Origin of the sequence: Mariprofundus micogutta (assembly GCF_001895085.1) — a bacterium.
In the GTDB taxonomy this organism is placed as follows: Bacteria; Pseudomonadota; Zetaproteobacteria; order Mariprofundales; family Mariprofundaceae; genus Mariprofundus; species Mariprofundus micogutta.
Genome location: NZ_BDFD01000002.1, coordinates 125,188 through 148,077, shown reverse-complemented (window position 1 = coordinate 148,077; position 22,890 = coordinate 125,188). Strand labels below are relative to the sequence as shown.

The following is a 22,890-nucleotide window of genomic DNA, read 5'->3' as shown; positions in this document are numbered from 1 at the left end:
TGTAAGCTACATATTGGTATAGGTAGCAAAGGAGTGCGTATGGTCAGAAAAAGCACGAAACAGCATGAACCCATCGAGGTTGTCATTGTTGCCGGGATTCGTTCACCATTGGGTAAAGCCAGCGGAGCATTTGATCAGTTGTCAGCTGTTGACCTTGGAGCGCTGACTGTGCGCGAAGTGCTGGCCCGTTCTCCTGTTTCCAGTACCGAGATCAATCAGGTCATTATCGGTAATGTGATTCAACCTATTGATGCAGTCAATATCTCACGCGTGATTGCACTGAATGCCGGTATTCCCCGCAATGTGCCTGCGCATACGGTACATCGAAACTGTGCATCGGGCATGCAGGCCATTACAGATGCCGCTGAAAAGATCCAGGCCGGGCGCGCGGATGTGGTGCTGGCCGGAGGCGTGGAATCGATGACACATGCGCCATTGCTGTTTCATGATCGATTTCGTGAGGCGATGGCCAAGCTACCCAGAGCCCGAACACTGCAGCAGAAGTTGCCTGTGTTGCTTGAAATTGCCAAAGCACCATGGAAACCACGCATTGCCTTGATGGAGGGGCTGACCGACCCGACAGTAGCCATGAATATGGGCCAGACCGCTGAGGTGCTGGCACGCGATTTCTCCATTTCACGTCAGGAACAGGATGAATTCGCTCTGCAGAGTCATCAGCGGGCAGCAGCCTCCTGGAATGAGGGCTGGTTTGATGATGAGGTGATGCATGTGTTTGCGCAACCGTCTTTTGCAGCCATTCATCGTGATGAGGGGATTCGGGAAAGTCAGACCATGCAGGCACTGGCAAAGCTTAAACCTGTATTTGAAAAACCGCTGGGTACAGTTACGGCGGGTAATAGCTCCCAGATTACCGACGGAGCAGCCATGCTGATTCTAAGCAGTCGTGCCAAGGCTGAAGCTGAGGGCTGGCCGATTATGGGTTACCTGCACGACTGGACTTATGCCGGATGCGATCCGGCCCGCATGGGACTTGGTCCGGTCTATGCCACACATCAGTTATTATCTCGCTACGGGATGACTATTCGCGATCTGGTACGTATGGAGATTAACGAAGCATTTTCTGTGCAGGTGCTGGCTTGCCTGAAAGCAATGGAATCCAACTCGTTTGCCGAGAAAAAACTGGGCTTGTCCAAAGCAATGGGAGCCCCGGATATGGACAGGCTAAATGTGCATGGCGGTGCAGTGGCTATGGGCCATCCAGTGGGAATGAGCGGGGCTCGTCTGGTTCTGACTACACTTGGCCAGCTTGAGAAAGACACCAGTGGCGGTCTGGCTGTGGCTTCAATATGCATAGGAGGAGGACAGGGTGGATCAGTCCTGATCGGGAGTGAATCATGGAAGTAGTCCAGCTGATTCGTGACGGTGATGTGGCACGTTTACACTTTGAACGTAGCGACAAATCAGTAAATGTACTTGATGAGCTCTGCATTACCCAGCTTGAGGCACACCTTCTGGCACTGGAGGCCGAGCCACCGAAAACGCTGGTGTTAGAGAGCGGTATGGCAGGTTGTTTCATTGCCGGAGCCGACCTTGAAATTATTGCTTCAGTGACCGATGTGAACAAGGCAACAAAACTTGCTGAACGGGGGCAGTCGATTTGTCGGAGGATTGAGGTGCTGCCCGCAGCTTCTGTCGCACTGGTTAACGGTGCATGCATGGGCGGAGGTCTGGAAGTTGCACTGGGCTGTGATTATATCGTAGCGGTTGAACACAAACGAACCCGACTGGCATTGCCAGAGATTAAAATCGGTATTCATCCGGGTTTTGGTGGATGCATACGTTTGCCACAACGCGTGGGCTGGATGAAAGCTGTGGAGATGATTTTAAGCGGTTCTGCAGTGGATGCACGGCGTGCCAAACGCATCGGGCTTGCGGCACTTGTTTGTAAGCCTGAGCAACAGGAAGAAAGCATCCATTACCTTGCAGCCAGAGGGAAAGTGAAGCAGCGCAAATTTAATCCATGGTGGTTAAAGCTTTGGCCAGCAAAAGTACTGTTTTTTCAACAAGTTGAAAAACGAACATACGCCCGCCTCAAACACCTGGATGTGGAACAGGCTTATCCGGCAATTCCGGCAGTTTTAAATCTGCTGAAAGAGATTGTCGATATGCCTGATGGCCAGGCACTGGCACGTGAGGCGGAATCTCTGGGTAAACTGGCTGTGACTCCTACGTGTAAAAATCTGATTCGCGTATTCTATCTGGGTGAAGCCCTGAAAAAACAGGAGGCTGCAAAACGGGGGCGAGAGGCCGTCGCAGGTTTCAGGAAAACAGCGGTTTATGGTGCAGGTGTGATGGGTGGAGGCATTGCCTGGGTGGCTGCTAAAACAATGGATGTGGATCTGCATGAGGTGGCTGCCGAACCATTGTCGCGAGGCATGAAAGGCATAGGCCGACTGGCCAACCGGCGCGGGCGTACTGATCATAAACGCTTATCTCGTATTCGTCCCGTATTGGATGGGAGCGGTTTAAGTGATGCGGATGTGGTTATTGAAGCCGTACTCGAAGATATCAAGATTAAACGGCAACTATGGGCCGATGTTGGTAAGCAGGTGCCTAAAGATGCGCTACTGCTTTCCAATACCTCATCATTGTCAGTTTCGGATATGCAGAACAGACGTGCCAATGCCGGCCGTATTGCCGGACTGCACTTTTTCAATCCTGCACCAAAGATGCCGCTGGTCGAAGTGATTGCTGGCGAAAAAACAAGTGAAGAAACAATCGATAAAACCTGTGCACTGGCCGCATCGTGGGGTAAATACCCGGTCATTGTTGCTGATCGACCCGGTTTTCTGGTTAATCGCTGTCTGATGCCATTTATGGTCGCAGCATTGAAACTGCTTGAGAACGGGCAAAAACCCGAGCATGTGGATGGCGCATTGAAGAATTTCGGCATGCCGATGGGGGCGATTGAGCTGGCGGATCGAGTCGGCCTGGATATCTGTCTGCACGTGGGAAACCATCTTGGCAATACACTGGGTGAATCCAGACATCATCAATTTGCCATGCCGGACTGGTTTCAACAGATGGTTGCCGATGGTCTGTTGGGAGAAAAATCCGGACAAGGTTTTTTTGTTTACGAGAAGGGTAAGCAGGGCGCGCTTAATGGCAAGCTATCGACCTACCTTTCGGGCATTAAAACGGTCGAGCACGAGGCCAATGCGGATCTGAGTGATTCAAGTCGGGTGATGAACAACCGGAGTATCATAGAAGTATGCCTGATACCGATGCTTGTTGAAGCACTTGCATGTCTGTCCGAACAGGTGGTTGAGGATGCAGGACATCTTGATGCCGCCTTTATTTACGGCATCGGATTTCCCCCTTTCAGAGGTGGCCTGTTGCGCTATTTTTCAGGTTACGACAGGACTGAACTGTGGAGCAGGATTGAGAATATGGGGTTTGATGTGCCGGGGAATCTGGAGGTTTTAGATGACTTCCGATAAACAGTTCTGTAGCGGTTTCCAGCAAGCCCGGCAGGCAGGTTGTTTGTCTGATCTGTTGCTGGCATCTCCTGCCGAATGGCTGGATAAACCACTGCTTCGTTACCGTAGCAGTGATGGTGAATGGAACAGCTGGTCTCGCATCAAGGTGCAGCAAGCTGTTTTGCGTTTGGCAGCCTGGCTGGAATTCAAGGGTGTCAGGCCGGGAGATCGGGTCGGTATTCTGGGGCATAACTGTCCGGAATGGTTCATAGCCGACTTTGCGATTTTGAGGCTGGGTGCAGTGACCGTACCAGCCTATTTCACCGACCCACCTGAAGCCGTGCAATATGTACTCGATGATGCCGGTGTTTCATTGGTTTTTGTCGAGGAAGGAGATCAGCTGCATAAGCTTGACGGCGTGGATGTTGAACGGCTGCCATTTCACGGTGATGCGGAGAGTATCAGCACGATCACCTGTGATGAACAATGGGATAATGCATTAAAGGCCTCATGTCCTGATCGAAGCCAGCTGGCCACTCTGATTTATACTTCCGGAACTACCGGTTTCCCCAAGGGTGTGATGCTCACGCATGACAATATTTTGTCCGATGTCGCAGCAGGTATAGGTGGCGTACCTGTCTTTGAAGATGACCTGTTTCTATCTTTTCTGCCTGCTTCACATGCCTTTGAACGTACAGTGGGGCACTTTCTTCCTGCTGCGTGTGGTTCTCAAATTGCTTATGCGGAAGCGATCACAACATTGTTGCGGGATATGCCTGAAGTCTCTCCGACCATCATGATTTCAGTGCCAAGGTTATATGAAAAGATCTATGCCGGCGTGCAGGCAAAGCTTGCAGCCGGTCCCGGTTTGAAACGTAAGCTGTTCAATCTGGCTCAAAAGCTGGGCATGGAACGTTTTGAACTCAGGCAACAGGGCAGTGATTTGGCTGGTGGAAAGGCTCTGTTATGGAAGATTCTGGATGGCGTGGTCAATGCCAAATTACGCGAGAAGATGGGTGGAAATATCCGGGGTTTTATCTCAGGGGGAGCAGCACTGCACCCGGATATTGCCAGATTTCTATTGGCTGCTGATATCATGGTTTTACCCGGTTACGGACTCACTGAAACCTCGCCTGTGCTGTCGGTGAATCGTATGGAGAACATTAAACCTGCTACGGTGGGGGCAGCATTACCGGGTGTGGAATTCAAGCTGGCCAGAGACGGTGAGTTGCTGGTTAAAGGTCCGATGGTGATGCAGGGCTACTGGAAGAGGCCTGAAGAAACTGCAGAGGTATTCGATGCCGACGGCTGGCTCTGCACAGGCGATATTGTGGAAATGGATGATGACGGTTTCATTACCATTGTAGATCGCAAGAAGGAGATCATGGTGCTCTCCAATGGTGAGAATGTGCCGCCCGCAACAGTTGAGCAACATCTGAATCAGGATCCATGTTTTCTGCAGAGCATGGTGATTGCCGATAACCGTCCGTATGTGTCAGCACTGATTGTCCCGGATGGGGCTGGTTTGGCAGCAGTCTGGCAGCAGGAGAAGTTTGCCGTACTGCCTGATGACTGGCGGCAAAATAGTGAAGTCACTGCCTGGGTTCTGCAGCGCATGCGCCACGATGAACATGATCTTTCAAGCTTTATGCAGGTTAAACGATTTGCTTTTGTCGATGAGGAATGGACGCAGGACAGTGGTCTGTTGACGCCGACACTGAAATTAAAGCGGCGCAAGATATGTGAAGTTCACCATGCCTTGATTGAATCACTCTATCCGGAGGCTGTTGAGGAATAAAAAAACGGAGGGCCTGGCCCTCCGTTATTATTTAATAAGCAACACCTGAGTGGACTTGATTTGTTATTTATTCTCTGTTTTATACATTGATTTAAAAAGTATAGCTGCCAGGAACAGTATGCCAATACTACCTATTTCCATTAACGGTAAACCTTCCATGATTTCACCTTCCCACAAGTTTATTAATTGATCTGAAAATTCCGTTTTCAACTGCTGCCATTGCTAACAGGCTTTAAGTCTCTGTGTCTATCCCCCAAATGGGGGACATGTGACAAAATCGAGCACTGCCGGAATGATTCTGTTGGTAAGGCGAGATATCATAAAATGCATATACAGCTGCTCATGTCTTTGTAATATGCATCAATGAATTCTATGGAATATCAGTGGCTGGCTGTGCAGCCGTATGAGCCGGTATGGCAAATGTTGCATGCCAGAGCCGATGCTGTGGCGGCTGCATTGCAAAATGAGATCATTTACTGTTGTGAGCATGAACCAGTGTATACGACCGGCCGTCGCGGTGTTGATAACCGGCTTGGTGCAGTGCTTCATGCCCCCGTTGTACACTCTGATCGCGGCGGAGAGATGACCTTTCACGGTACGGGTCAGATCATGCTCTATCCCGTCATTCATTTGCGAAATCGGGAAATCGGAGTCAAACGTTATGTGCACTTGCTGGAGCAATCCTGTATCGAATTACTCAAAGAGTCGGGCATTGATGCAAAGCGTAACTGCGGTTTTCCCGGTGTATGGACAGAAAAAGGAAAAATTGCCGCTCTGGGCGTGCGCATCACCAAAGGCGTGGCGTATCACGGCATGGCACTGAATGTGGACGTGGATCCGAAATGGTTTGCCGCTATCAACCCCTGCGGCCTCTGCTCAGCTGCGGTCAGTATTTCTGATTTCACCGAGCCGCAAGCACTATCCGATTTGGCAAATCGCTGGCAGAACAGTTTTCAGACGCTGTTATAGCTGTTCATTTTTACCGACGTCTTGAATTAGTCCGCTCTGCGAACATCATTTATTTTGTGTAGCGATTAATCCAGGCATCTTTATAGGCACTCTTTTCCTTGAACGCGGCAGCAGCCTGTTTGCTGGCAAGATTGGGAACACGGATGCGGTAGTATTTGCGCCCTTTCACCTGTATCTCAACAACCTCGGTTTCTGTTCCATCCGCTTTCAGTTTCTCGCTGATTTTCAGGGCGGCAGGCTGAGAAGTGACCGAGACGAGGTTCACCGCCCAGGCAAAGGCCGGTTTGAGAACTTTTGCTGAGTTCGCTACAGCAGCGACAGGTTCAGAGGCAACAGGTTCAGAGGCAACAGGTTCAGCAGCAACGGGCTCAGCAGCAACGGGCTCAGCAGCAACGGGCTCAGCAGCAACGGGCTCAGCAGCAACGGGCTCAGCAGCAACGGGCTCAGCAGCAACGGGCTCAGCAGCAACGGGCTCAGCAGCAACAGGCTCAGCAGCAACAGGCTCAGCAGCAACAGGCTCAGCAGCAACAGGCTCAGCAGCAACAGGCTCAGAAGCAACAGGTTCAGAAGCAACAGGTTCAGAAGCAACAGGCTCAGCAGCGAATTGAGCCGGGTTTACGGGAACCAGTTCGACCGGTGCAACGGTAGCTGGTGTGGTGATTGTCGGAGTTTTCTTGACGGCGACACCTTTCTTCAACGTGGATTCCGCAGGATTCAATACCAGATATCCGGCAACTCCGGCCAAAAGAACCAGGATGCCAACAAGCAGGATGAAGTCTCCTTTGCGGTCCTCTTCCGGGTCTGTTTGATCAAGACCGGTATCTGTTCTCCTTATGTCAGAAAAAAGCTCACTCATCGTATTTACTCCTTCATCGAGAGTTGTCAGACCGGGAGGCGTTTTCTCAAACGGAGCTTCTGAAATCCAATGCCACCAGGCGGGCAGATTTCATTGGTACAAGCTCAAGCTTCAGTTAAGCGGGAGAGTAAGGGTCATAAAGATTTGCCTATCCATAGCAAACAGGCAGGTGCTGTTCATACGCTGCCTGCATTTTTCAATCTCCCCCCCCAGACACTAATCCCCCCGTCTGAATTATTGTTATAGATCATAAGATCAAATTTCACAACTTAAGGGGTGAAAGCATTTCTAAAAACAGTCAGCCGGTCACAGACGTAATTTCAATCCATTCCGGGGAGCTGCTGCCACTATGTTCAGGTTTGTGTATACAAATGTTGAATGAAGTTTCAGGCAGACTTTTTGCCCAGAGTTTTACGGCTTCAGTCTCTTCGCGACCACCGGGATGGCCGGGGTAGGCGAGAATGGAGATGTAGCCAGCATCGGAAAGCAGCCTTAGTGCGCAATTCAGTGCTTGCAGTGTTGTGGATGTATGGGTGATCACACTCTTGTCAGCTTTGGGCAGGTAACCAAGATTGAACAGGACCATATCCACATTACCATGCAGTGGGGCAGGAATGTGCTCAGCCATGTTTTCATGTCCGTCACAAATCAGCATGGTGCGGTCCAGTAAACCGGCTTCATCCAGGCGTTTGCGGGTGGTCTCAATGGCCTGCTGTTGAATATCAAAGGCAAATACCGAACCGCTCTCACTGGTGCGCGAAGCAAGAAACAGCGTGTCAAAACCGTTGCCTGCAGTGGCATCAATGGCAATGGATCCGGACCTGAAACGGGGCAGAAGGCTTTGATGAACTTTTTCAGTGAGTGAAATTCTGCTCATTGAATCCTCGCAATATCGACCCGGGCAGGTATTTCTGCTGAGTCTGTCAGATGCTGTGCAAACAGATCTGCATAGTATGGGATAAGCATGGAACCCTTGGAGCCGAAGCCGTTGAAAATGCCTAGCTGATGATGCTCTGGGTGGAAGCCGATAAAGGGATTCTTATCCAGAGTGTTGGGCCGCACACCGCATTGCTGCGCTATGATTTCATAGTCAGGCATATCAATCAGCAACTGCTGCATCGCTCCAAGTAATCCATGTTCAGCCTTCTCAGTGGGGCGTGTGGTAGACAGGTCATGGTCATAGGTAGCACCGACTTTATGGTTGCCATCATGCACCGGAAGCAACCAGCGTCCGCCATTGATAATTTGATCGGGTAGTTCTGCCGTTGATTTCAGGGTCAGTATTTCACCTTTGGCTGGCTGGAAGGGCAACCAGCTAAACCAGGGATTGTTTCTGCCCATATATCCTTCGCAGAAGATGATCTGATTGGCCTTGATGCCATTCCAGCAGATACCAGCAGCCGTGGTTTCGAGATCATCATGGATAAACTGATTTGAGATAAAACTGTGATTTTCGATGAAATAGCTCTTCAGGCAATCAAGCAGGGCATTGGTATCGAGGTAACCTGTCTGGAATTGTTCAACGACGCCAAGTGGTGCATTGAGCGACGGATGTGTGGTAATTTCACCAAGATAAGCAGAGTAGACAGGGTCAGTTTTGCGTTTATAAAGCGTGCTCAGTTCCTTCTCATTTTTGATAATGCGCAGCATTGGCATCTCATAAAAGAATGGTTGCTCGAACTGTTGCTCCATGTGTGTGTAAAGCTCTCGTGCCGCCGGAATCAAAACCTCTGCATCAGATTGCAGAACAAAGCGCTGGCCAGTAACCGGATTAAACAGACCTGCAGCCACACGCGAAGCTGATGAAGCATGCTCATCATGGGTGACTAGCACCGACTTGCCGCATTGTATTAATTGCCAGGCGAGAATGGAGCCAGCCAGACCCTGTCCTACAATCAGCATGTCGATTTCTCTGTTTACACTGTTCATGTGCGTATAATAAGCTGAAATGGGTCGCATGTCTGGTAAAGCTAAGGGTACTCTGAATAAGTCAGAGTATCCGCACAGGCCATGGACGGCCTTATTCAGAGCAAGCCTGACAAGCAGATGTTCTTGTCGTTTTCAGAGTATTGTTATGTTATAATCCATTAGGAAATGGGCTTTATTTACACCCTTCGCAAGAATCGCTAAGGTTCGCGCCCTTTTTACAGATTCATTTTGAATTTGTCCCTTTGTTGGAGGATAATTATGGCACTGACCAAGAAACAACTCGAAGAGTTTGATACGCAATTGACCGACTGGAAAGCTGAGCTGGAAGTTGGCCAGAGCGAGAACGTTCAGGCCATGACTGAGCAGGAACAGACCTCTTTTCCTGACCCTACCGATCAGGCCAGTATGGAAACCGACCGCAACTTTGATCTGCGCATCAAAGATCGTGAGCGTCGTTTGATCAAAAAGATTGATCAGGCACTGCAACGCATTAAAGACGGTGAGTTCGGTGAGTGTGATTCATGTGGCGGTGATATCAGCGTGAAACGTCTTCAGGCTCGCCCTGTAACAACACTTTGCATCGAATGCAAAACCGCACAGGAGCAGGAAGAGCGTACACGTTCCGACGACTGATAATAAATCGAAACCCGATGATTGAAAAAGCCTGCGTATAACGCGGGCTTTTTTGTGCCCGTGATCCTGCGTGAAGGGCATTGCACCGAATGAGTCAAACCGTAGAGTGGTCGGCATGTCATATCTGGTATTGGCGCGCCGCTGGCGTCCGCAGAAGTTTTCCGATCTCGTCGGCCAGGATGTGGTTGTGCGAACGCTCAAAAATGCACTATCCGGCGGTAATCTGGCACATGCCTATCTGCTTTGTGGTATTCGCGGCGTAGGTAAGACCACGATTGCCCGCCTGATGGCCATGGCGGTGAATTGCCAGCAAGCTGTTGATGGCGAACCCTGTGGTGCTTGTTCTGCATGTCAGGGCATTGCTTCAGGTTCCAACCTTGATGTGCAGGAGATGGATGCTGCCAGTCATACCGGTGTAGATGATGTGCGTGAAATTCTCGATGGCGTGCGTTATCTGCCAAGTACTCTGAAAACCAAGGTTTATATTATTGATGAAGCGCACATGCTCTCCAAGAGTGCTTTTAATGCCTTATTGAAAACACTGGAAGAACCGCCTGAGCGGGTGCTGTTTATTCTGGCAACGACTGAATCGGATAAATTGCCGATTACCGTGCGGTCACGTTGCCAACGTTTTGATCTGAGAAGCTTAAGCCAGCAAGAGATCAGTGATTATCTGGCGCATGTGTTCAGCTCTGAATCTATTGTTGCCGATAGCGATGCCGTTGCAGCCATTGCCCGGGCAGCAGACGGCAGTGTGCGCGATGCATTGTCACTGGCTGAACGCGTACTGGCATTTTCTGATAAACATTTAACACTGATGAATGTGCATGCTGCTCTTGGCATGGTGGGTTCAGAATTGACCTGTTCACTCTCCAGTGCCCTGTTTTCTTCGGATGCAGCCCGTGCGGTAGAATTGCTCAGGGGTGCAACCGGCCGTGGTTTTGTGCCACGTACTCTGTTGATGGAACTATCCAGGCTCTGGCATCAGCTGGCCTGTCTGCAGGTGGATGAAACGCTGTTAGGTGATGATGTTGAGGCTGACCATAAACAATGGCTTGAAATCCATGCTTCAGCCCTGTCATCACAGGCGCTTGATTTGCGCTATCAGGTGTTGATCAGCGGTATTCGTGATCTGGCTGTGGTGGATGAGCGCATGGGTGCTGAAATGTTGCTCATGCGTTTGTGTGGATTGAACGCGATTTCAACAGTGAAATCAGATGCTATTGCAGCGCCGGAAAAAAAACCGCTTGAACAGGTCACGCCCGTAACATCGATGGCTGAGGAAAAAACTACGCCCTCCGCCCCGTCTTCCATTGATTCAATGCCTGTAGATAATGAAGTGAGACAGGAAGAACCGGATCTGCCACTGCATGATCAGGGCGGTGCTGCGGGTAAGCACTATTCAAACTGGCAGGATGCAGTTGAAGCTTTTGGAACAATTAAACCCGGTGTTTCCGCCATGCTTGAACATGTCATCTGTGTCGAGTTCGGCGGCAGAGTGCGTCTGGCACTGGATAAACATCAGGAACGTGCGATTGCAGCCAATGATCGTCTGGCTTTTGCCGAATGGCTGGGCAGGGAAGTATTCTGGGAGTCTCAGAAGGATCATGAGGGGGAATCCCTTTCTCAGGAGCGTGCCCGTCAATCCAGAGCCGAGATTTTGCGATTGCGTCAAGGTGCAGAAAATGATCCACATGTCAGTGCGCTGATGCAGGAGATGGATGCACAGCTGGTGAAAGTATTACCTGCAGGCGTGGAATCAGAAGATTGAATCAATAGATTAAACCGTAGTTTGGAGAATAAGGTATGAATATCGCAAAAATGATGCAGCAGGCCAAAAAAATGCAGGAAAATATGGCCAAAATGCAGGAAGAGCTGGCTGCCATGGAGATTCATGGTGAGGCAGGCGGTGGTATGGTGAAAGTGACCATGTGTGGTGACCGCTCGGTGCGCCGTATCGCTATCGATGACTCGCTTTGGCAGGAACAGGATAAAGGTCTGGTCGAGGATCTGGTTACTGCTGCGATCAATCATGCTTCCCAGAAAGTGGAAGAGGTAGCCAAACAGAAACAGCAGGGCATGATGGCCGGTATGCCATTGCCACCCGGTTTTTCTCTTTGATTTACGATTTCGGTATGCCTGCACCTCTGGCCCGTGTGGTGGAGATGCTGGCCAGCCTGCCGGGAGTAGGCCCGAAAACGGCTCTGCGCCTGGGTTTAAATCTGCTTTCACGTCCTGCTGCTGATACAGTCGCATTAGCTGAAGCGCTGGCGAGATTGCATGAACAGGTAGGTTTTTGTGAAAACTGCGGCTGTTTTGCCGAGCAGACGGTGTGCCATTTCTGCAATGATGTCAGGCGTGATGCACAGACTGTGTGTCTGGTTGAGCAACCTGTAGATGTGCTGATGATGGAGCGCGGACACGGGTTTAGAGGCCATTACCATGTGTTGCACGGACGTTTGAGTCCCGTAGATGGTCTTGGTCCTGAACAGTTGAATCTGGCTGCGCTCGACAAACGTGTGGCCAGTGGTTTGAAAGAACTGATTCTGGCGACCAGTGCGACGGTTGATGGTGAAGCAACAGCCCATTATCTGGCCCGGCGGTTTACCTCCTCAGGTGTTAAAATAACCCGTATTGCCCGTGGTGTGCCGGAAGGCGGCGAGCTGGAATATCTGGATGAGCATACCTTGAGTCGCGCTCTGGATCAGCGCGTTTCCTGGGATGCCACATCCATCTGAACTGATGTCAGACAAACTACAATTGATACAGCGCTGGCAAACTATTGCCGGAGAATTGCAGGCTTCTGATGTGAAGCTGTTGGTGGTCAGCAAATATGCACCGGATGAGGCAGTAGAGACGCTGATGCAGGCGGGTCAAATCCACTTTGCAGAATCCCGCCCGCAGAACTTGCGTGATCGGGCCACGCGCTGGCCCGAGTGCCAGTGGCATATGATCGGTCCTTTGCAGAAGAATAAAGCCAAGTACATCGGTCGCTTCGCGGCTATGTGGCACAGTTGTGACGATATTGATACTGCCAGAGCAGTAGCCGCTCATGTGTCAGACCGGACGCTGCCGGTTCTTATTCAGGTGAATATTGCCGACAATCCTGAGCAGCGGGGTATCAACCCGGAGATTCTGACCACGTTTGCAGAAGAGCTGTCACAGGTTGATGGTTTACAGTTGGCGGGTTTGATGGCTATGGCACCGAAAGATGGCGATGTACGGGCTGCATTCAGACATTTACGAAACTTGCGGGATCAGTTGTTCGATGGGAGATTTGCCATTCTGTGTATGGGGATGAGCAATGATTATCGGATTGCCGTGCAAGAGGGCTCAACAATGGTGCGTCTGGGGTCAACAGTGTTTGGCACAGGGCGCAGCGTTTAAATGATAAATAAGGACGGACCATGCAACAATTAACCATTTCATTTATCGGCGGCGGCAATATGGCTGAGGCGTTAATCGCAGGGCTACGGAATGCCGGGCATGAGGGTGCAAAAATTTGGGTGTCCGAGCCACAGCAGGCACGCCGTGATTTTTTGATGCAAACCTATGCTGTGAAAGTAAGCGCGGATAATGCCGAGGTGGCAAAAGCGGCTGATGTTCTGGTGCTGGCCGTAAAACCACAACAGATGAAACCGGCCCTGAACGGCCTGTCAGCTGAGCTGAAAGCGGATGTCACGGTTGTCAGCATTGCTGCGGGTATCAGCAGTTCGGTGTTGCATGAATGGTTGGGAGATCGGGTCAGTATTGTGCGTGTGATGCCCAATACCCCGGCACTGGTAGGTGCTGGCATGTCAGCGCTGTATAGTGATGCCGACGAGCTGCATAAACAACGCGCTGAGTACGTATTGAAAGCCTGTGGAGAATCAGTTCGCGTGGAGCGAGAAAGTCAGATGCATGCTGTTACGGCACTTTCAGGCTCAGGCCCGGCCTACTTTTTTCTCATGGCAGAAATCATGAAAGCCACGGGAGTGAAGCTGGGATTATCCGAAGAACTGGCCAGCCAGTTGGCAGCACAGACAGCACTCGGTGCTGGCAAGATGCTGACCGAGAGTGACCGTACCGCTGAGCAATTGCGTCATCAGGTGACCAGTCCGGGTGGCACCACACAGGCTGCACTCGATGAGATGTACGAGATGGGATTGCCGGCGGCAGTGCGCAAGGGTGTCATAGCAGCCAGTAAGCGAAGCGAGGAGTTGGCGGGATAATGTATATACTGGGTTATTTTTTGCAGGCGCTTTCAGGCGTGATTCATGTGGTGTTGATGACAGCCATGATCGTGGTGATTGCCCGTGCGGTACTCTCCTGGGTGTCACCTGATCCGTACAACCCAATCGTGCGCATCATCAATCAGTTTTCCGAACCGCTGCTGTTTCCTGTGCGTAAACGCGTGCCGTATATGGGCGGCATCGATTTTTCTCCATTGATTGTATTGCTTGTCATCATGTTTCTGGACAACTTCCTTGTGCCGACACTGCAGACGATGGCATACAGCCTGATTCAGGGCGCCTGATCGTTTTGATCGATCAGCCCTTTTTTGATGCCTGACCTTAATACATTGCTGAAATACCCGGCCACCTGGCTGCTGCTGATCTGTGCGGTCAATTTCTTTGCGGCGCTTGGCGGGCACACCTTGTGGGATGTCGATGAACCCAATAATGCTGTCTGTGCAAAAGAGATGCTGCTGGCAGGCAACTGGTGGGTACCGATGTTCAACGGTGACTACCGCTTTGATAAACCTATCCTGATTTACTGGTTAATGATGCCGATTGATGCCATGTTCGGTTTCAATGAATGGTCAGCTCGTCTGCCATCGGCACTGGCCATGACGGCTCTCGTACTGGTGGTGTGGGGCATGATGCGGCGCCTGCTGGTCGGCGAAGTAAAGGAGCAGCGGGACAGGGCTGCATTGTTGGCGGCAACCCTGTTTGCCACGGCCCTGCATATGGCCGTCATCGCACGCGCTGCGGTTCCCGACCCCCTATTGATGCTCGCATTGGGCATCGCACTGCCTGCATTGTTGATTGTCTATCTGGAAGGCAAGGATTCTCCGCCACGGAAAATGCCGACTATGCTGGTTGTGGCTTATGTAGCCATTGGTTTTGGCACGCTGGCCAAGGGGCCCATTGCGGGTCTGATGCCGCTGTTGATTGTTTCAGCCTTTCTGACAGTCAATCGCGACTGGAAAAACTGGCGCCTGTTCATGCCGTTCAAGGGTGCGGTGATAGCACTGGGGGTGGCTTTGCCATGGTATATCGCCGTGGGTGTACTCACCGATGGCGTCTGGCTGGAAGGTTTTCTGTTTCGCCATAATCTGGAGCGTTTTACCGACCCGCTGCAGGGCCATCGCGGATTTCCCGGACTCTATCTGGTCAGTATCTTTGCCGGCTGGTTTCCGTGGTCGGGACTACTGGCTGCGATGCTGGTATTCGGAGCCTGGCGTCTGAAAGCTTTGAGGGAGCAGCCGATTCGTCTGTTTATGCTCTGCTGGCTTGGTGTTTATATTCTCTTTTTCAGTATTGCCAGTACCAAGTTGCCGAATTATGTACTGCCGGTATTTCCGGCTGTGGCCATGCTTATGGCTACCGGCTGGATACAGGCAAGCGAGTCTGAGAAAAACCGCGCCATGAACTGGTTGGCCTGGACTGCATTGATCCTGTCCATCGGTTTGATTATCGGAGGCGGCATTGCACTGCATAAAATGTGGCCGGGTGAAGGGTATTATTCGCTGGCGATGTTGCCGGTGACGCTGATTTCACTCTGGTGGTTGAAGAGGCGCGGGGAGAAGAATGAGGCGTTATGGGTACCATTATCGCTGGCCATGATGACCTCTATTCTGTTGCTTACAGCATGGTCGGTGCCCGGCATTGACCATCATAAGGTGAGTAAACCCCTGGCAGAAAAAGCTACAGCAGCCGGTTTTGATGGTAGTGAACTTGCGACATTCCAATATTTCCAGCCCTCACTACTATTTTACCATGGCGGGCGTTTGCCAACACTTGCCGACGTGGAAGAGGTAGGACAGTGGCTGGTCGATGGCAAGGCCGTTGTACTCAGCCAGCAGTCGCTGGAACTGTTGCCAAAAGAGATTATTCCCTATCTTATTGTGCATGAGCGTGTTTTCGGTATGTATGCGCGCAGATGGTTGATGCTGATAAGTCTGCAACCACTGGATGAGGAAACGGGAGAGGAGACAACATGGCCGAAGCATTGATTTCTATCGTCGTTCCGCTGTATGAAGAAGAGGAAAATGTTCCACTGCTGGTAGCTGAAATGGCCGATAAGCTTGCGGATATTGCCTATGAATTGATTCTGGTGGATGACGGTTCTGATGACGGCACAGTTGAAGCTGTGAAAAAAGCACGTGAAAGCGATGATCGTGTGGTGCTGATCCAGCTGCGTCGCAACTTTGGTCAAACCGCTGCGATGAGTGCCGGTTTTGATCGTGCACAGGGCAAGTATGTCGTTTATATGGATGGTGATCTGCAGACTGATCCTGCCGATATTCCCAAACTTCTTGAACGCCTTAAGAAGGACAATCTCGATATGGTCAACGGTTGGCGCAAGGACAGGCAGGATGCCAGTGTATCACGCAATTTGCCGTCCAAGATTGCCAATGCCCTGATCCGCAGTTCGACCAATGTACGTATGCACGATTACGGCTGTCCCATGAAACTGATGCGCGCGGACGTGGCGAAAAACCTGCGTATTTATGGTGAACAGCATCGTTTTCTGCCTGCACTGGCCAGTCTGTACGGGGCCAAACTGGGTGAAGAGGTCGTCACCCACAGAGCACGCCAGTTCGGCGAGAGTAAATATGGTATCGGGCGCACAGTACGCGTCGTGGTGGATCTGCTGCTGGTATTATTCTTCCAGCGTTTTACAGATCGACCATTGCAGTTGTTCGGACCTGCGGGTTTGATCGCACTGGCCTCAGGCCTGTTCATTGATCTCTGGCTGACTATGGACAAGCTGATCTTCGGTGCCGACCTGGCAGCAAGGCCGATGCTGCAATTGGGTTCGCTGCTGATTGTGACCGGTATTTTGCTGTTCGGTATCGGTCTGATGCTGGAGATGCAGGCTCGCACCTATTACGAAGCTACAGGCCGCCGCCACTATAGTGTCAGGGACGAAGACGAATAACTGCTTCAGCATAGAGGAAACAGAAAGCGCGGAGGGAGATAACTGTGAAGGTCAGAGAGTCGTTCTGCAGCTACCCCTTTATGCAAGCAGGCCTGTGGTGAGAGTCGCTATTCGATGATGATGTGGATTAAGCTGCTGCTCTCAGCCCTGATTCTGGGCTATCTTGTTTGGGCGCTCGACCTGAGTGCTATTTTCGATCTATTAAAAGAAGCCGACTGGCTGCTGGTTATTGCAGCCTGCCTTTGCCTGATCATCGGACAGGTTTTCTCCGCTATCCGTTGGGCATGGCTGGCACGAGGTCTCGGGCTTGCTGTGAAAACAGGCAGGAAGATCCAACTCTACTTTCTGGGTATGTTCTTAAGCCTGTTTCTGCCATCCATTATCGGCGGTGATCTAGCACGTGGTTACCTGCTGGCCAAAGGTCGCGAGCACGCAGGCTGGCCTGCAGCTGCGAGTGTAATTCTTGAGCGCCTGAACGGTGTTGTTGGGCTGGCGATGGTGATTTCATTCTGCATGTTCTTTCTTGATGTGCCTTCGATGTGGGTCTGGCTTTGGAACACAGGCCTGGTTGTCGGTTTTATCGTGTTATTCACAGCCGGATGGTGGTGGCCCAAGCTTCAGGACTCGGCCTGGCAGGGAAAGCTGTCCGGCTGGAAAATATTACCGCTAACTTCTCCTGAGTTCGCCGCTGCATGGTGGAAGAGCCTTCCGGTTTCACTGCTGTTTCAGGCTCTGGTGGTGCAGTCACACGTTTTTCTGGGTATGGCCGTAGGTATGGAGCTTTCCTGGTTTGTTTACGGTTTCATGGTTTGCCTGATTGCACTGGCTTCTGCACTTCCATTGTCATTTAACGGTTTTGGTATTCGAGAGGCTGGATATGTAGGTATTGCTGTCTGGTTCGGTGCATCGAGCGAAGCAGCAGGTGCTATGGCAGCGCTCTGGGTATTTGTTCTTCTGATCGCTGCCATCCCCGGCGGCATTGTGCTCTGGCGCATGGGCGGTACAAAAATCCTGCAAAAGCAAAAATCATCTAACGCTGACTGACTCAACCCGGCCAACTTCAGTCATTCAGCATAAAATAGATGTGAATGATTTATCAATTGTATATATTTCTGCTATGCCAATGTCTTCTCATTATGACGATGATTTGAATATCATTTTTGCCTCATCAATAGGTGAGGTAAGCCTAGATGATCTCATGTCTTATTATTCAATGATTTCATCCTATGATTTAAAAGAAGGTTATCGGGTTTTTGTCGATTACTCTGATATTAGCCTTAAGCTAGCTGAGCGTGATATTCCTAAAATGGCTGAAGCAAGAAACGAATTAGTTTTGAGCCCTGATAGAACTAAGATTGCAGTATATTGCAATAAAGACCTTGTTTTTGGATTAGCTAGAATGTATCAAATGCTTCTAGACCAAGAACACTACGACCTGAGGGTTTTTCGTGATAAGGATGAGGCTAGAAAGTGGCTTGGAATTTAAGAGCCCAATAACCTTAATGGCCAACACGGTCATTCATTCAAGTCCCCTTTGGCTTTCGACTAACTTTGGTCATTCAGGGTTCAACCTTAATAAATAATATTCTTGACCCTTGACCATACTTCATGGTTTAGAGTTGCACCATGAAGATTGGTGAACTATCAAAACTAACGAAGGTAAATATTGATACCATTCGTTATTATGAGCGCAGACAACTGTTGCCCTTGCCTAAACGCACTATGTCGGGGTATCGCGACTACTCTGAGAGTGATGTTAAACGACTTCTATTTGTTATCCATGCGAAAGAACTTGGTTTTACCCTTGAGGAAATTCGAGAGTTACTTTCATTGCGTGCAGGCCAAGCAGACTGTTCACAGGTAAAAATGATTGCAGAAATAAAGGCAAGTAAAATTGCTTCTCGAATAGAAAGTCTCACCCGAATCCAAAGCGTATTAGTTGAACTGGCTGAAAAATGTGAACAGGAAGGTACGAGTGAAGAGTGTCCTATTTTGAAGTCACTGGAAGAAGCTGATGACTGACTCATTTTCAAAAAAGGTCACCCCTTCGTTGTTGGGTGCGATGATGGCTGGGTTCTTAGCTTCTGCGTGTTGCCTTGGCCCCCTTGTGCTTCTTTTACTTGGCTTTGGTTCCGCAAGTGCCTTTATTGCGCTTGAGCCATACCGCCCTTTATTTGCAGTAATAACCTTTGGATTGCTTGGGTGGGCAGTATGGCAATACCGGAGAAATAGCAGAAAGTGTTTAGAAAAAAACTGTAACTCAGTAATCAGACCGATGGGTATGTGGTTATTCGGTGTTCTTGCGTTATTGATGCTATTTTCGCCCTCGATTATACCGCTGTTCACTCAATAGGGAGAGCTAACATGAAATCATCCACATTATTGAAAACAGGAATTACAGGAGCAGTCCTTTCTGCGCTATGCTGTTTCACACCTGTTTTGGTAATGCTTTTAGGAATAGTTGGGGTGTCTGCATGGGTCGGTTATCTCGACTATGTGCTTATGCCAGCACTACTATTCTTTTTAGCCCTTACTGTTTTTGCCTTAAAGAAAAAAGACAGTGAGAGTAAAACCAATGACTGATAATATTATTGCCGAATCCACGATTACCTGCCCTGAATGTGAACACAGTAAAAAAGAGACTATGCCGACTGATGCATGTCAGTGGTTTTATGAATGTGAGTCATGTCATGCTCTTCTTAAACCTAAATCCGGTGACTGTTGTGTATACTGCTCATACGGTGACGTTCCATGTCCACCAATTCAGCAAAATAAGTCTTGTTGTGGATAATATTAACACACCCTGAATGACCGGTTGTGGCCGGTTTAAGCCGTTGGATAAATATGTTTGGTTCGTGTTCAGCTATATTTAATCAATCTCAAGTTTGCGTTTGTGTCTGGTGAGGTTGTCGCAACCGTGATCGCGGACGACGACCATATCTTCGATGCGAACACCGCCCAGACCCGGATAGTAGAGGCCCGGCTCAACAGTAACGACCTGTCCGGTCTTTAATGTACCGGGGCGAGGGGAGATGCCGGGCGCTTCGTGAATCTGCAGGCCTACACCATGGCCGGTGCCGTGGAAGAAACCGGTCTGTTTGCCACGCACCATTCTGGTCGGGAAACCGCGGTTATCAAAGTGGGCCGTGATGGCCTGATGAATCGATGGTCCATCGACACCATCTTTGACCATCGAAAGGCCAATGTCCTGGCCTTCGCGAACAGTATTATAGATTTTTTTGATTTCAGGCGTGGCTTTGCCTTTCACATAGGTGCGTGTCATATCACCCCAGTAGCCGGTTGCCAGAATACGTGGAAAAATATCGATAATGATCGGTTGGTGGGCGCGAATATAACCGCTGCCGATATTATGCGGATCAGCACCTTCACGCCCGCAGGCTACAATCGTGTGAGCAGGCATGGCACCGTTTCCGATCAGGAATGTTTCAATGGCACGTCGTACATCAGCAGCTTTTACTTTTTTGCCGGATTGGCTATCACGAAGGATATTGTCATCGCCGATACTGCATGCAGCCAGATAGGTTTCTGCCTGCTGCATGGATTGTCGGGTTAGTTTCTCCGCATGGGCGAGATAACGGATCTCCTGCTCGCTTTTAATTGCACGCGAAGGGAAGAACGCACCTTCGCTGGCTTTAACTTTAAAACCCCATGATTTTAGTGCATCTGCATAGGCGAGAGGAAAATGTCCGGGAACTTCCACACGGGTAATGGCGTGCTCACTCAGGAATGCGGCAGCAACAGATGCCAGTCCGCTGCGGTTTAAATTCTCGGCAACTGTTCTTAATGGAGTATCGAGATGCACATGCGAAAATCTGGAGTTTTTACGGGCCCGATCCACTTCAAGTGGTGAAAACAGACCATGCCATTCTGCATCGATTTCAATTGCGATAAAGGCATCGGGAACAAAAATGCCGCTGGCATAGAGCATATCCGCATCGTGTTCTGAGTCTGAAATAATGAGTCGGGCTGAGTCTGTTGATTTAGTCATGCAGCGTATTGTTTAGAACTTCCTCACGTGCGTCATCCTTTTCGTGCTCGCGTTCCATGATGTCATGAATATTCATGCTTTTCAGAATGCCTGATCGTTCACGCCCCAAACGGAAGTAGAGTCCTGCCAGTTGTCTGCCTACTGAGCTCTCCTGCCACTCATCAGGTACTTCCATCGGCGTTTCATTCAGACGATGGAAAATCTCATGCAGGCTCATCTGTTCCGAATCAAAGCCCGGTAGCCAGCCCGGTGTTTCATCGCTGGGCTCGGTATAGCGTAAAAGTTTGATAGTGCAGAGTTTATCAAGCCACTCCTGCAAAATATTGCTCGGCAGGTCAGTCTCTTCGATCAGATCATCCATATTCAGGGTTTTGCCTTCGCGATGAGCTTGTGAAGCGCGCAGCAGAATCAGGTGTGAGTAAAATTGACGGATGCCCGGTTGCTGGAAGCTGCTGGTTTGACGGTGAGACTGCTCCGGATGTTGCAGACAGAAGGCTATCTCAGAGCCGAGCAGCACCACCACCCAGATCAGATAAATCCAGATCAGAAAGATGGGCAGGGTGGAGAGGGCACCGTACAGTCGTTCATAGTTGGCGACTTCGGTGACATAAAAGGCAAAGCCGCTCTTGGTCCATTCAAACAAGGCACCGGCAACGAGACCACCGACAGCCGCATAACGGAACGGAACGGATGTGTTGGGCAACACAGAGTACATTACGGCCATGGCCAGCGAAGACATCAGCCAGGGCACGATAAACGGAGCTTTGCTGATATAGGATGCACCTTCGGCAACATCAGAGACGACCGGCAGGGCGACGATATACGAGGTGATGGAGATAGAGGCACCGATCAGGATCGGGGCAAGTGTCAGGGTTGCCCAGAAGGTGATGAATTTGGATAACCAGGCGCGTGCACGGGTAATGCGCCAGATATCATTAAAGGCTTCTTCAATGGTGTTCAGCAGTGCCGTAGCCGTAAACAGCAGGCCGATCACACCGAATACAGAGATCGCTGTGGTTTTGTCGGCAACTGTACCCAGATAGTCCTGTACAGCTTTCTGGCTGGTCGGCAGCAGATAATTAAGCAGGGAATCACTAACGCTGCCTGCCATAGCATCAAAGGCCTGAAAACTGGTGAATACCGAGAAGCCGAGGGCGACCATCGGCACGATGGCTAACAGTGATGCGTAGGCGAGAGCTGAAGCACGCTGAATACATTTATCTGTAATGAAACGTTCAAGTACGCGGTAGGCAAAGCGCAGCAGATGTGTGGTATGACGATAAAGTGCCGGCAGGCTGGCCACATCGGCCACATCCATATCCAGCATTCTGGATACCTGATGGGTTACTGAGGCTTTGGAGGGTTTCGTCATCGTATCTCCTTATTGCCTATCTTAGAACGAATCGGGGAGAAGGAAAAGCGAATGACTACACAGGTGTGCTGTTAGTCGCTGGTTTCAGGCTGTGGCATCCAGTTATAACGGATATCCGTCAGTTCTATATCAGGGCGGATACATTGCAGCCCCAGCCGTGCTTCCAGGTTCAAGGCAATCGGGGCCTTCAGATTGGCCGTGACCCACTGTTTATCAACAAATGGATTGAGGACCAGCATCCACATGAGATCTTTCTCATCTTTAATCTGCATGCATTCATGCTGGTCTTTTGGTAATGATGGTGCCGGACCGAGTCGTTTTTCATCCCAGGGAGTCAGTAAAAATGAAGCCTCGGGCTGATCAATAGACTGAATACAGACAATGTCACCATGTCCCTGATAGATAAAACCAAACTCTTTGGCATCCGTAAAGCCGGCAATGCCCTGCGGGAAGTGAAAGGATTCATCGCTTTGTGTTTCAGGTTTCATCACTGTTTCCGTCGCTGTCGCTGCCATTTGACGCTCCTTTTAACCAGTCTAGTGCTCCTGCGCCACCGGCAGACTTGTTTTCTTCCTGAATCAAGTTGTAAATTTCCAGTCTATGCACCGGAATTTCAGCAGGTGCTTCAATACCAATGCGTACTATATGTTCATTCTGTACGTCCTGAATAACGATACGTATATCATCATTGATCTGGATGGCTTGCCCGATTTTCCTTCGTAAGACCAGCATACAAAG

General features: G+C 50.2%; 26 protein-coding genes. 19 read left to right on the top strand and 7 right to left on the bottom strand.

Going from position 1 to position 22,890, the window contains the following annotated elements; genetic code table 11:
• Positions 1-39 precede the first annotated feature (39 nt).
• The 4 genes from MMIC_RS01995 to lipB all read left to right on the top strand — a co-directional run bounded on the left by MMIC_RS01995 (position 40) and on the right by lipB (position 6,207).
• A complete protein-coding gene (locus tag MMIC_RS01995; protein WP_072658641.1) occupies positions 40-1,365 on the top strand; it encodes a thiolase family protein in 1,326 nt (441 codons plus the stop codon).
• Positions 1,356-3,461, top strand: a complete 2,106-nt coding sequence (locus tag MMIC_RS01990) for a 3-hydroxyacyl-CoA dehydrogenase NAD-binding domain-containing protein (RefSeq protein ID WP_072658640.1) — start codon at positions 1,356-1,358, stop codon at positions 3,459-3,461. The genes MMIC_RS01995 and MMIC_RS01990 overlap by 10 nt, the downstream gene beginning before the upstream one ends.
• Positions 3,448-5,238 carry an AMP-dependent synthetase/ligase gene (locus MMIC_RS01985; protein WP_072658639.1) on the top strand — a complete coding sequence of 597 codons (1,791 nt, stop codon included), beginning with the start codon at positions 3,448-3,450 and terminating at the stop codon, positions 5,236-5,238. Before MMIC_RS01990 ends, MMIC_RS01985 begins: the two co-directional genes overlap by 14 nt.
• A 363-nt stretch (positions 5,239-5,601) precedes the next feature.
• Positions 5,602-6,207 (top strand): lipoyl(octanoyl) transferase LipB, encoded by a 606-nt coding sequence (gene lipB, locus MMIC_RS01980; RefSeq protein WP_072658638.1) that lies wholly within the window; start codon positions 5,602-5,604, stop codon positions 6,205-6,207.
• Positions 6,208-6,256: 49 nt separating this feature from the next.
• On the opposite strand, the gene MMIC_RS12530 is transcribed toward lipB, so the two are convergent.
• The 3 genes from MMIC_RS12530 to MMIC_RS01960 all read right to left on the bottom strand — a co-directional run bounded on the left by MMIC_RS12530 (position 6,257) and on the right by MMIC_RS01960 (position 8,992).
• Entirely contained in the window at positions 6,257-7,063 is an 807-nt protein-coding gene (locus MMIC_RS12530; protein ID WP_143144842.1) for an SPOR domain-containing protein, read from the bottom strand.
• A gap of 298 nt (positions 7,064-7,361) precedes the next feature.
• Positions 7,362-7,940, bottom strand: coding sequence for a tRNA 5-(aminomethyl)-2-thiouridylate-methyltransferase MnmM (gene mnmM / locus MMIC_RS01965; RefSeq protein ID WP_072658637.1), 579 nt, complete (start codon positions 7,938-7,940; stop codon positions 7,362-7,364).
• On the bottom strand, positions 7,937-8,992 hold the full coding sequence (locus MMIC_RS01960; RefSeq protein ID WP_072658714.1) for an NAD(P)/FAD-dependent oxidoreductase: 1,056 nt from the start codon (positions 8,990-8,992) through the stop codon (positions 7,937-7,939). The genes mnmM and MMIC_RS01960 overlap by 4 nt, the downstream gene beginning before the upstream one ends.
• Before the next feature lie 258 nt (positions 8,993-9,250).
• On the opposite strand from MMIC_RS01960, the gene dksA reads away from it, so the two are divergent.
• From dksA to MMIC_RS12925, 15 genes are all read left to right on the top strand, one after another.
• Positions 9,251-9,625 carry an RNA polymerase-binding protein DksA gene (gene dksA / locus MMIC_RS01955; RefSeq protein ID WP_083530389.1) on the top strand — a complete coding sequence of 125 codons (375 nt, stop codon included), beginning with the start codon at positions 9,251-9,253 and terminating at the stop codon, positions 9,623-9,625.
• 115 nt (positions 9,626-9,740) lie between these two features.
• A complete protein-coding gene (gene dnaX, locus MMIC_RS01950; RefSeq protein WP_072658636.1) occupies positions 9,741-11,396 on the top strand; it encodes a DNA polymerase III subunit gamma/tau in 1,656 nt (551 codons plus the stop codon).
• A gap of 35 nt (positions 11,397-11,431) precedes the next feature.
• Positions 11,432-11,746, top strand: a complete 315-nt coding sequence (locus MMIC_RS01945; protein ID WP_072658635.1) for a YbaB/EbfC family nucleoid-associated protein — start codon at positions 11,432-11,434, stop codon at positions 11,744-11,746.
• Between the two features lie 14 nt (positions 11,747-11,760).
• Entirely contained in the window at positions 11,761-12,363 is a 603-nt protein-coding gene (gene recR / locus MMIC_RS01940; RefSeq protein WP_072658712.1) for a recombination mediator RecR, read from the top strand.
• Between the two features lie 4 nt (positions 12,364-12,367).
• Positions 12,368-13,012 carry a YggS family pyridoxal phosphate-dependent enzyme gene (locus MMIC_RS01935; RefSeq protein ID WP_227819303.1) on the top strand — a complete coding sequence of 215 codons (645 nt, stop codon included), beginning with the start codon at positions 12,368-12,370 and terminating at the stop codon, positions 13,010-13,012.
• A gap of 20 nt (positions 13,013-13,032) precedes the next feature.
• Positions 13,033-13,836: a pyrroline-5-carboxylate reductase gene (proC, locus tag MMIC_RS01930; RefSeq protein ID WP_072658633.1), complete on the top strand. Its 804-nt coding sequence runs from the start codon at positions 13,033-13,035 to the stop codon at positions 13,834-13,836.
• Positions 13,836-14,141, top strand: coding sequence for a YggT family protein (locus MMIC_RS01925; protein WP_072658632.1), 306 nt, complete (start codon positions 13,836-13,838; stop codon positions 14,139-14,141). The genes proC and MMIC_RS01925 overlap by 1 nt, the downstream gene beginning before the upstream one ends.
• A gap of 27 nt (positions 14,142-14,168) precedes the next feature.
• Positions 14,169-15,842: an ArnT family glycosyltransferase gene (locus MMIC_RS01920; RefSeq protein WP_083530388.1), complete on the top strand. Its 1,674-nt coding sequence runs from the start codon at positions 14,169-14,171 to the stop codon at positions 15,840-15,842.
• The gene (locus MMIC_RS01915; protein WP_072658631.1) at positions 15,827-16,771 is read left to right on the top strand and encodes a glycosyltransferase family 2 protein; all 945 of its coding nucleotides are present in this window, start codon (positions 15,827-15,829) and stop codon (positions 16,769-16,771) included. The genes MMIC_RS01920 and MMIC_RS01915 overlap by 16 nt, the downstream gene beginning before the upstream one ends.
• Before the next feature lie 114 nt (positions 16,772-16,885).
• The gene (locus tag MMIC_RS01910; protein WP_227819302.1) at positions 16,886-17,815 is read left to right on the top strand and encodes a lysylphosphatidylglycerol synthase transmembrane domain-containing protein; all 930 of its coding nucleotides are present in this window, start codon (positions 16,886-16,888) and stop codon (positions 17,813-17,815) included.
• A gap of 40 nt (positions 17,816-17,855) precedes the next feature.
• On the top strand, positions 17,856-18,257 hold the full coding sequence (locus MMIC_RS01905; protein ID WP_072658630.1) for an STAS/SEC14 domain-containing protein: 402 nt from the start codon (positions 17,856-17,858) through the stop codon (positions 18,255-18,257).
• Between the two features lie 140 nt (positions 18,258-18,397).
• Complete coding sequence (locus MMIC_RS01900; protein ID WP_072658629.1) at positions 18,398-18,793, top strand: heavy metal-responsive transcriptional regulator; 396 nt, start codon at positions 18,398-18,400, stop codon at positions 18,791-18,793.
• The gene (locus MMIC_RS01895; protein ID WP_072658628.1) at positions 18,786-19,124 is read left to right on the top strand and encodes a mercuric transporter MerT family protein; all 339 of its coding nucleotides are present in this window, start codon (positions 18,786-18,788) and stop codon (positions 19,122-19,124) included. The genes MMIC_RS01900 and MMIC_RS01895 overlap by 8 nt, the downstream gene beginning before the upstream one ends.
• Positions 19,125-19,135: 11 nt before the next feature.
• On the top strand, positions 19,136-19,354 hold the full coding sequence (gene merF / locus MMIC_RS01890; RefSeq protein WP_072658627.1) for a mercury resistance system transport protein MerF: 219 nt from the start codon (positions 19,136-19,138) through the stop codon (positions 19,352-19,354).
• Positions 19,347-19,562, top strand: coding sequence for a GDCCVxC domain-containing (seleno)protein (locus tag MMIC_RS12925; RefSeq protein ID WP_072658626.1), 216 nt, complete (start codon positions 19,347-19,349; stop codon positions 19,560-19,562). The genes merF and MMIC_RS12925 overlap by 8 nt, the downstream gene beginning before the upstream one ends.
• 78 nt (positions 19,563-19,640) lie before the next feature.
• On the opposite strand, the gene MMIC_RS01880 is transcribed toward MMIC_RS12925, so the two are convergent.
• The 4 genes from MMIC_RS01880 to csrA form a co-directional block, all read right to left on the bottom strand.
• Positions 19,641-20,780, bottom strand: a complete 1,140-nt coding sequence (locus tag MMIC_RS01880) for a M24 family metallopeptidase (protein ID WP_072658625.1) — start codon at positions 20,778-20,780, stop codon at positions 19,641-19,643.
• The gene (locus tag MMIC_RS01875) at positions 20,773-22,152 is read right to left on the bottom strand and encodes a YihY family inner membrane protein (RefSeq protein ID WP_072658624.1); all 1,380 of its coding nucleotides are present in this window, start codon (positions 22,150-22,152) and stop codon (positions 20,773-20,775) included. Before MMIC_RS01875 ends, MMIC_RS01880 begins: the two co-directional genes overlap by 8 nt.
• A 71-nt stretch (positions 22,153-22,223) precedes the next feature.
• Positions 22,224-22,667, bottom strand: a complete 444-nt coding sequence (fliW, locus tag MMIC_RS01870) for a flagellar assembly protein FliW (RefSeq protein ID WP_227819301.1) — start codon at positions 22,665-22,667, stop codon at positions 22,224-22,226.
• Positions 22,630-22,884: a carbon storage regulator CsrA gene (gene csrA / locus MMIC_RS01865; protein WP_072658622.1), complete on the bottom strand. Its 255-nt coding sequence runs from the start codon at positions 22,882-22,884 to the stop codon at positions 22,630-22,632. The genes fliW and csrA overlap by 38 nt, the downstream gene beginning before the upstream one ends.
• Between the last annotated feature and the right edge of the window lie 6 nt (positions 22,885-22,890).

What these genes read in the sequence shown, in the direction of transcription:
- MMIC_RS01995 (WP_072658641.1), top strand. Translation starts at nt 40, where the DNA reads ATGGTCAGAAAAAGCACGAAACAGCATGAACCCATCGAGGTTGTCATT.
- MMIC_RS01990 (WP_072658640.1), top strand. Translation starts at nt 1,356, where the DNA reads ATGGAAGTAGTCCAGCTGATTCGTGACGGTGATGTGGCACGTTTACAC.
- MMIC_RS01985 (WP_072658639.1), top strand. Translation starts at nt 3,448, where the DNA reads ATGACTTCCGATAAACAGTTCTGTAGCGGTTTCCAGCAAGCCCGGCAG.
- lipB (WP_072658638.1), top strand. Translation starts at nt 5,602, where the DNA reads ATGAATTCTATGGAATATCAGTGGCTGGCTGTGCAGCCGTATGAGCCG.
- MMIC_RS12530 (WP_143144842.1), bottom strand. Translation starts at nt 7,063, where the DNA reads ATGAGTGAGCTTTTTTCTGACATAAGGAGAACAGATACCGGTCTTGAT.
- mnmM (WP_072658637.1), bottom strand. Translation starts at nt 7,940, where the DNA reads ATGAGCAGAATTTCACTCACTGAAAAAGTTCATCAAAGCCTTCTGCCC.
- MMIC_RS01960 (WP_072658714.1), bottom strand. Translation starts at nt 8,992, where the DNA reads ATGAACAGTGTAAACAGAGAAATCGACATGCTGATTGTAGGACAGGGT.
- dksA (WP_083530389.1), top strand. Translation starts at nt 9,251, where the DNA reads ATGGCACTGACCAAGAAACAACTCGAAGAGTTTGATACGCAATTGACC.
- dnaX (WP_072658636.1), top strand. Translation starts at nt 9,741, where the DNA reads ATGTCATATCTGGTATTGGCGCGCCGCTGGCGTCCGCAGAAGTTTTCC.
- MMIC_RS01945 (WP_072658635.1), top strand. Translation starts at nt 11,432, where the DNA reads ATGAATATCGCAAAAATGATGCAGCAGGCCAAAAAAATGCAGGAAAAT.
- recR (WP_072658712.1), top strand. Translation starts at nt 11,761, where the DNA reads ATGCCTGCACCTCTGGCCCGTGTGGTGGAGATGCTGGCCAGCCTGCCG.
- MMIC_RS01935 (WP_227819303.1), top strand. Translation starts at nt 12,368, where the DNA reads ATGTCAGACAAACTACAATTGATACAGCGCTGGCAAACTATTGCCGGA.
- proC (WP_072658633.1), top strand. Translation starts at nt 13,033, where the DNA reads ATGCAACAATTAACCATTTCATTTATCGGCGGCGGCAATATGGCTGAG.
- MMIC_RS01925 (WP_072658632.1), top strand. Translation starts at nt 13,836, where the DNA reads ATGTATATACTGGGTTATTTTTTGCAGGCGCTTTCAGGCGTGATTCAT.
- MMIC_RS01920 (WP_083530388.1), top strand. Translation starts at nt 14,169, where the DNA reads ATGCCTGACCTTAATACATTGCTGAAATACCCGGCCACCTGGCTGCTG.
- MMIC_RS01915 (WP_072658631.1), top strand. Translation starts at nt 15,827, where the DNA reads ATGGCCGAAGCATTGATTTCTATCGTCGTTCCGCTGTATGAAGAAGAG.
- MMIC_RS01910 (WP_227819302.1), top strand. Translation starts at nt 16,886, where the DNA reads ATGATGATGTGGATTAAGCTGCTGCTCTCAGCCCTGATTCTGGGCTAT.
- MMIC_RS01900 (WP_072658629.1), top strand. Translation starts at nt 18,398, where the DNA reads ATGAAGATTGGTGAACTATCAAAACTAACGAAGGTAAATATTGATACC.
- MMIC_RS01895 (WP_072658628.1), top strand. Translation starts at nt 18,786, where the DNA reads ATGACTGACTCATTTTCAAAAAAGGTCACCCCTTCGTTGTTGGGTGCG.
- merF (WP_072658627.1), top strand. Translation starts at nt 19,136, where the DNA reads ATGAAATCATCCACATTATTGAAAACAGGAATTACAGGAGCAGTCCTT.
- MMIC_RS12925 (WP_072658626.1), top strand. Translation starts at nt 19,347, where the DNA reads ATGACTGATAATATTATTGCCGAATCCACGATTACCTGCCCTGAATGT.
- MMIC_RS01880 (WP_072658625.1), bottom strand. Translation starts at nt 20,780, where the DNA reads ATGACTAAATCAACAGACTCAGCCCGACTCATTATTTCAGACTCAGAA.
- MMIC_RS01875 (WP_072658624.1), bottom strand. Translation starts at nt 22,152, where the DNA reads ATGACGAAACCCTCCAAAGCCTCAGTAACCCATCAGGTATCCAGAATG.
- fliW (WP_227819301.1), bottom strand. Translation starts at nt 22,667, where the DNA reads ATGGCAGCGACAGCGACGGAAACAGTGATGAAACCTGAAACACAAAGC.
- csrA (WP_072658622.1), bottom strand. Translation starts at nt 22,884, where the DNA reads ATGCTGGTCTTACGAAGGAAAATCGGGCAAGCCATCCAGATCAATGAT.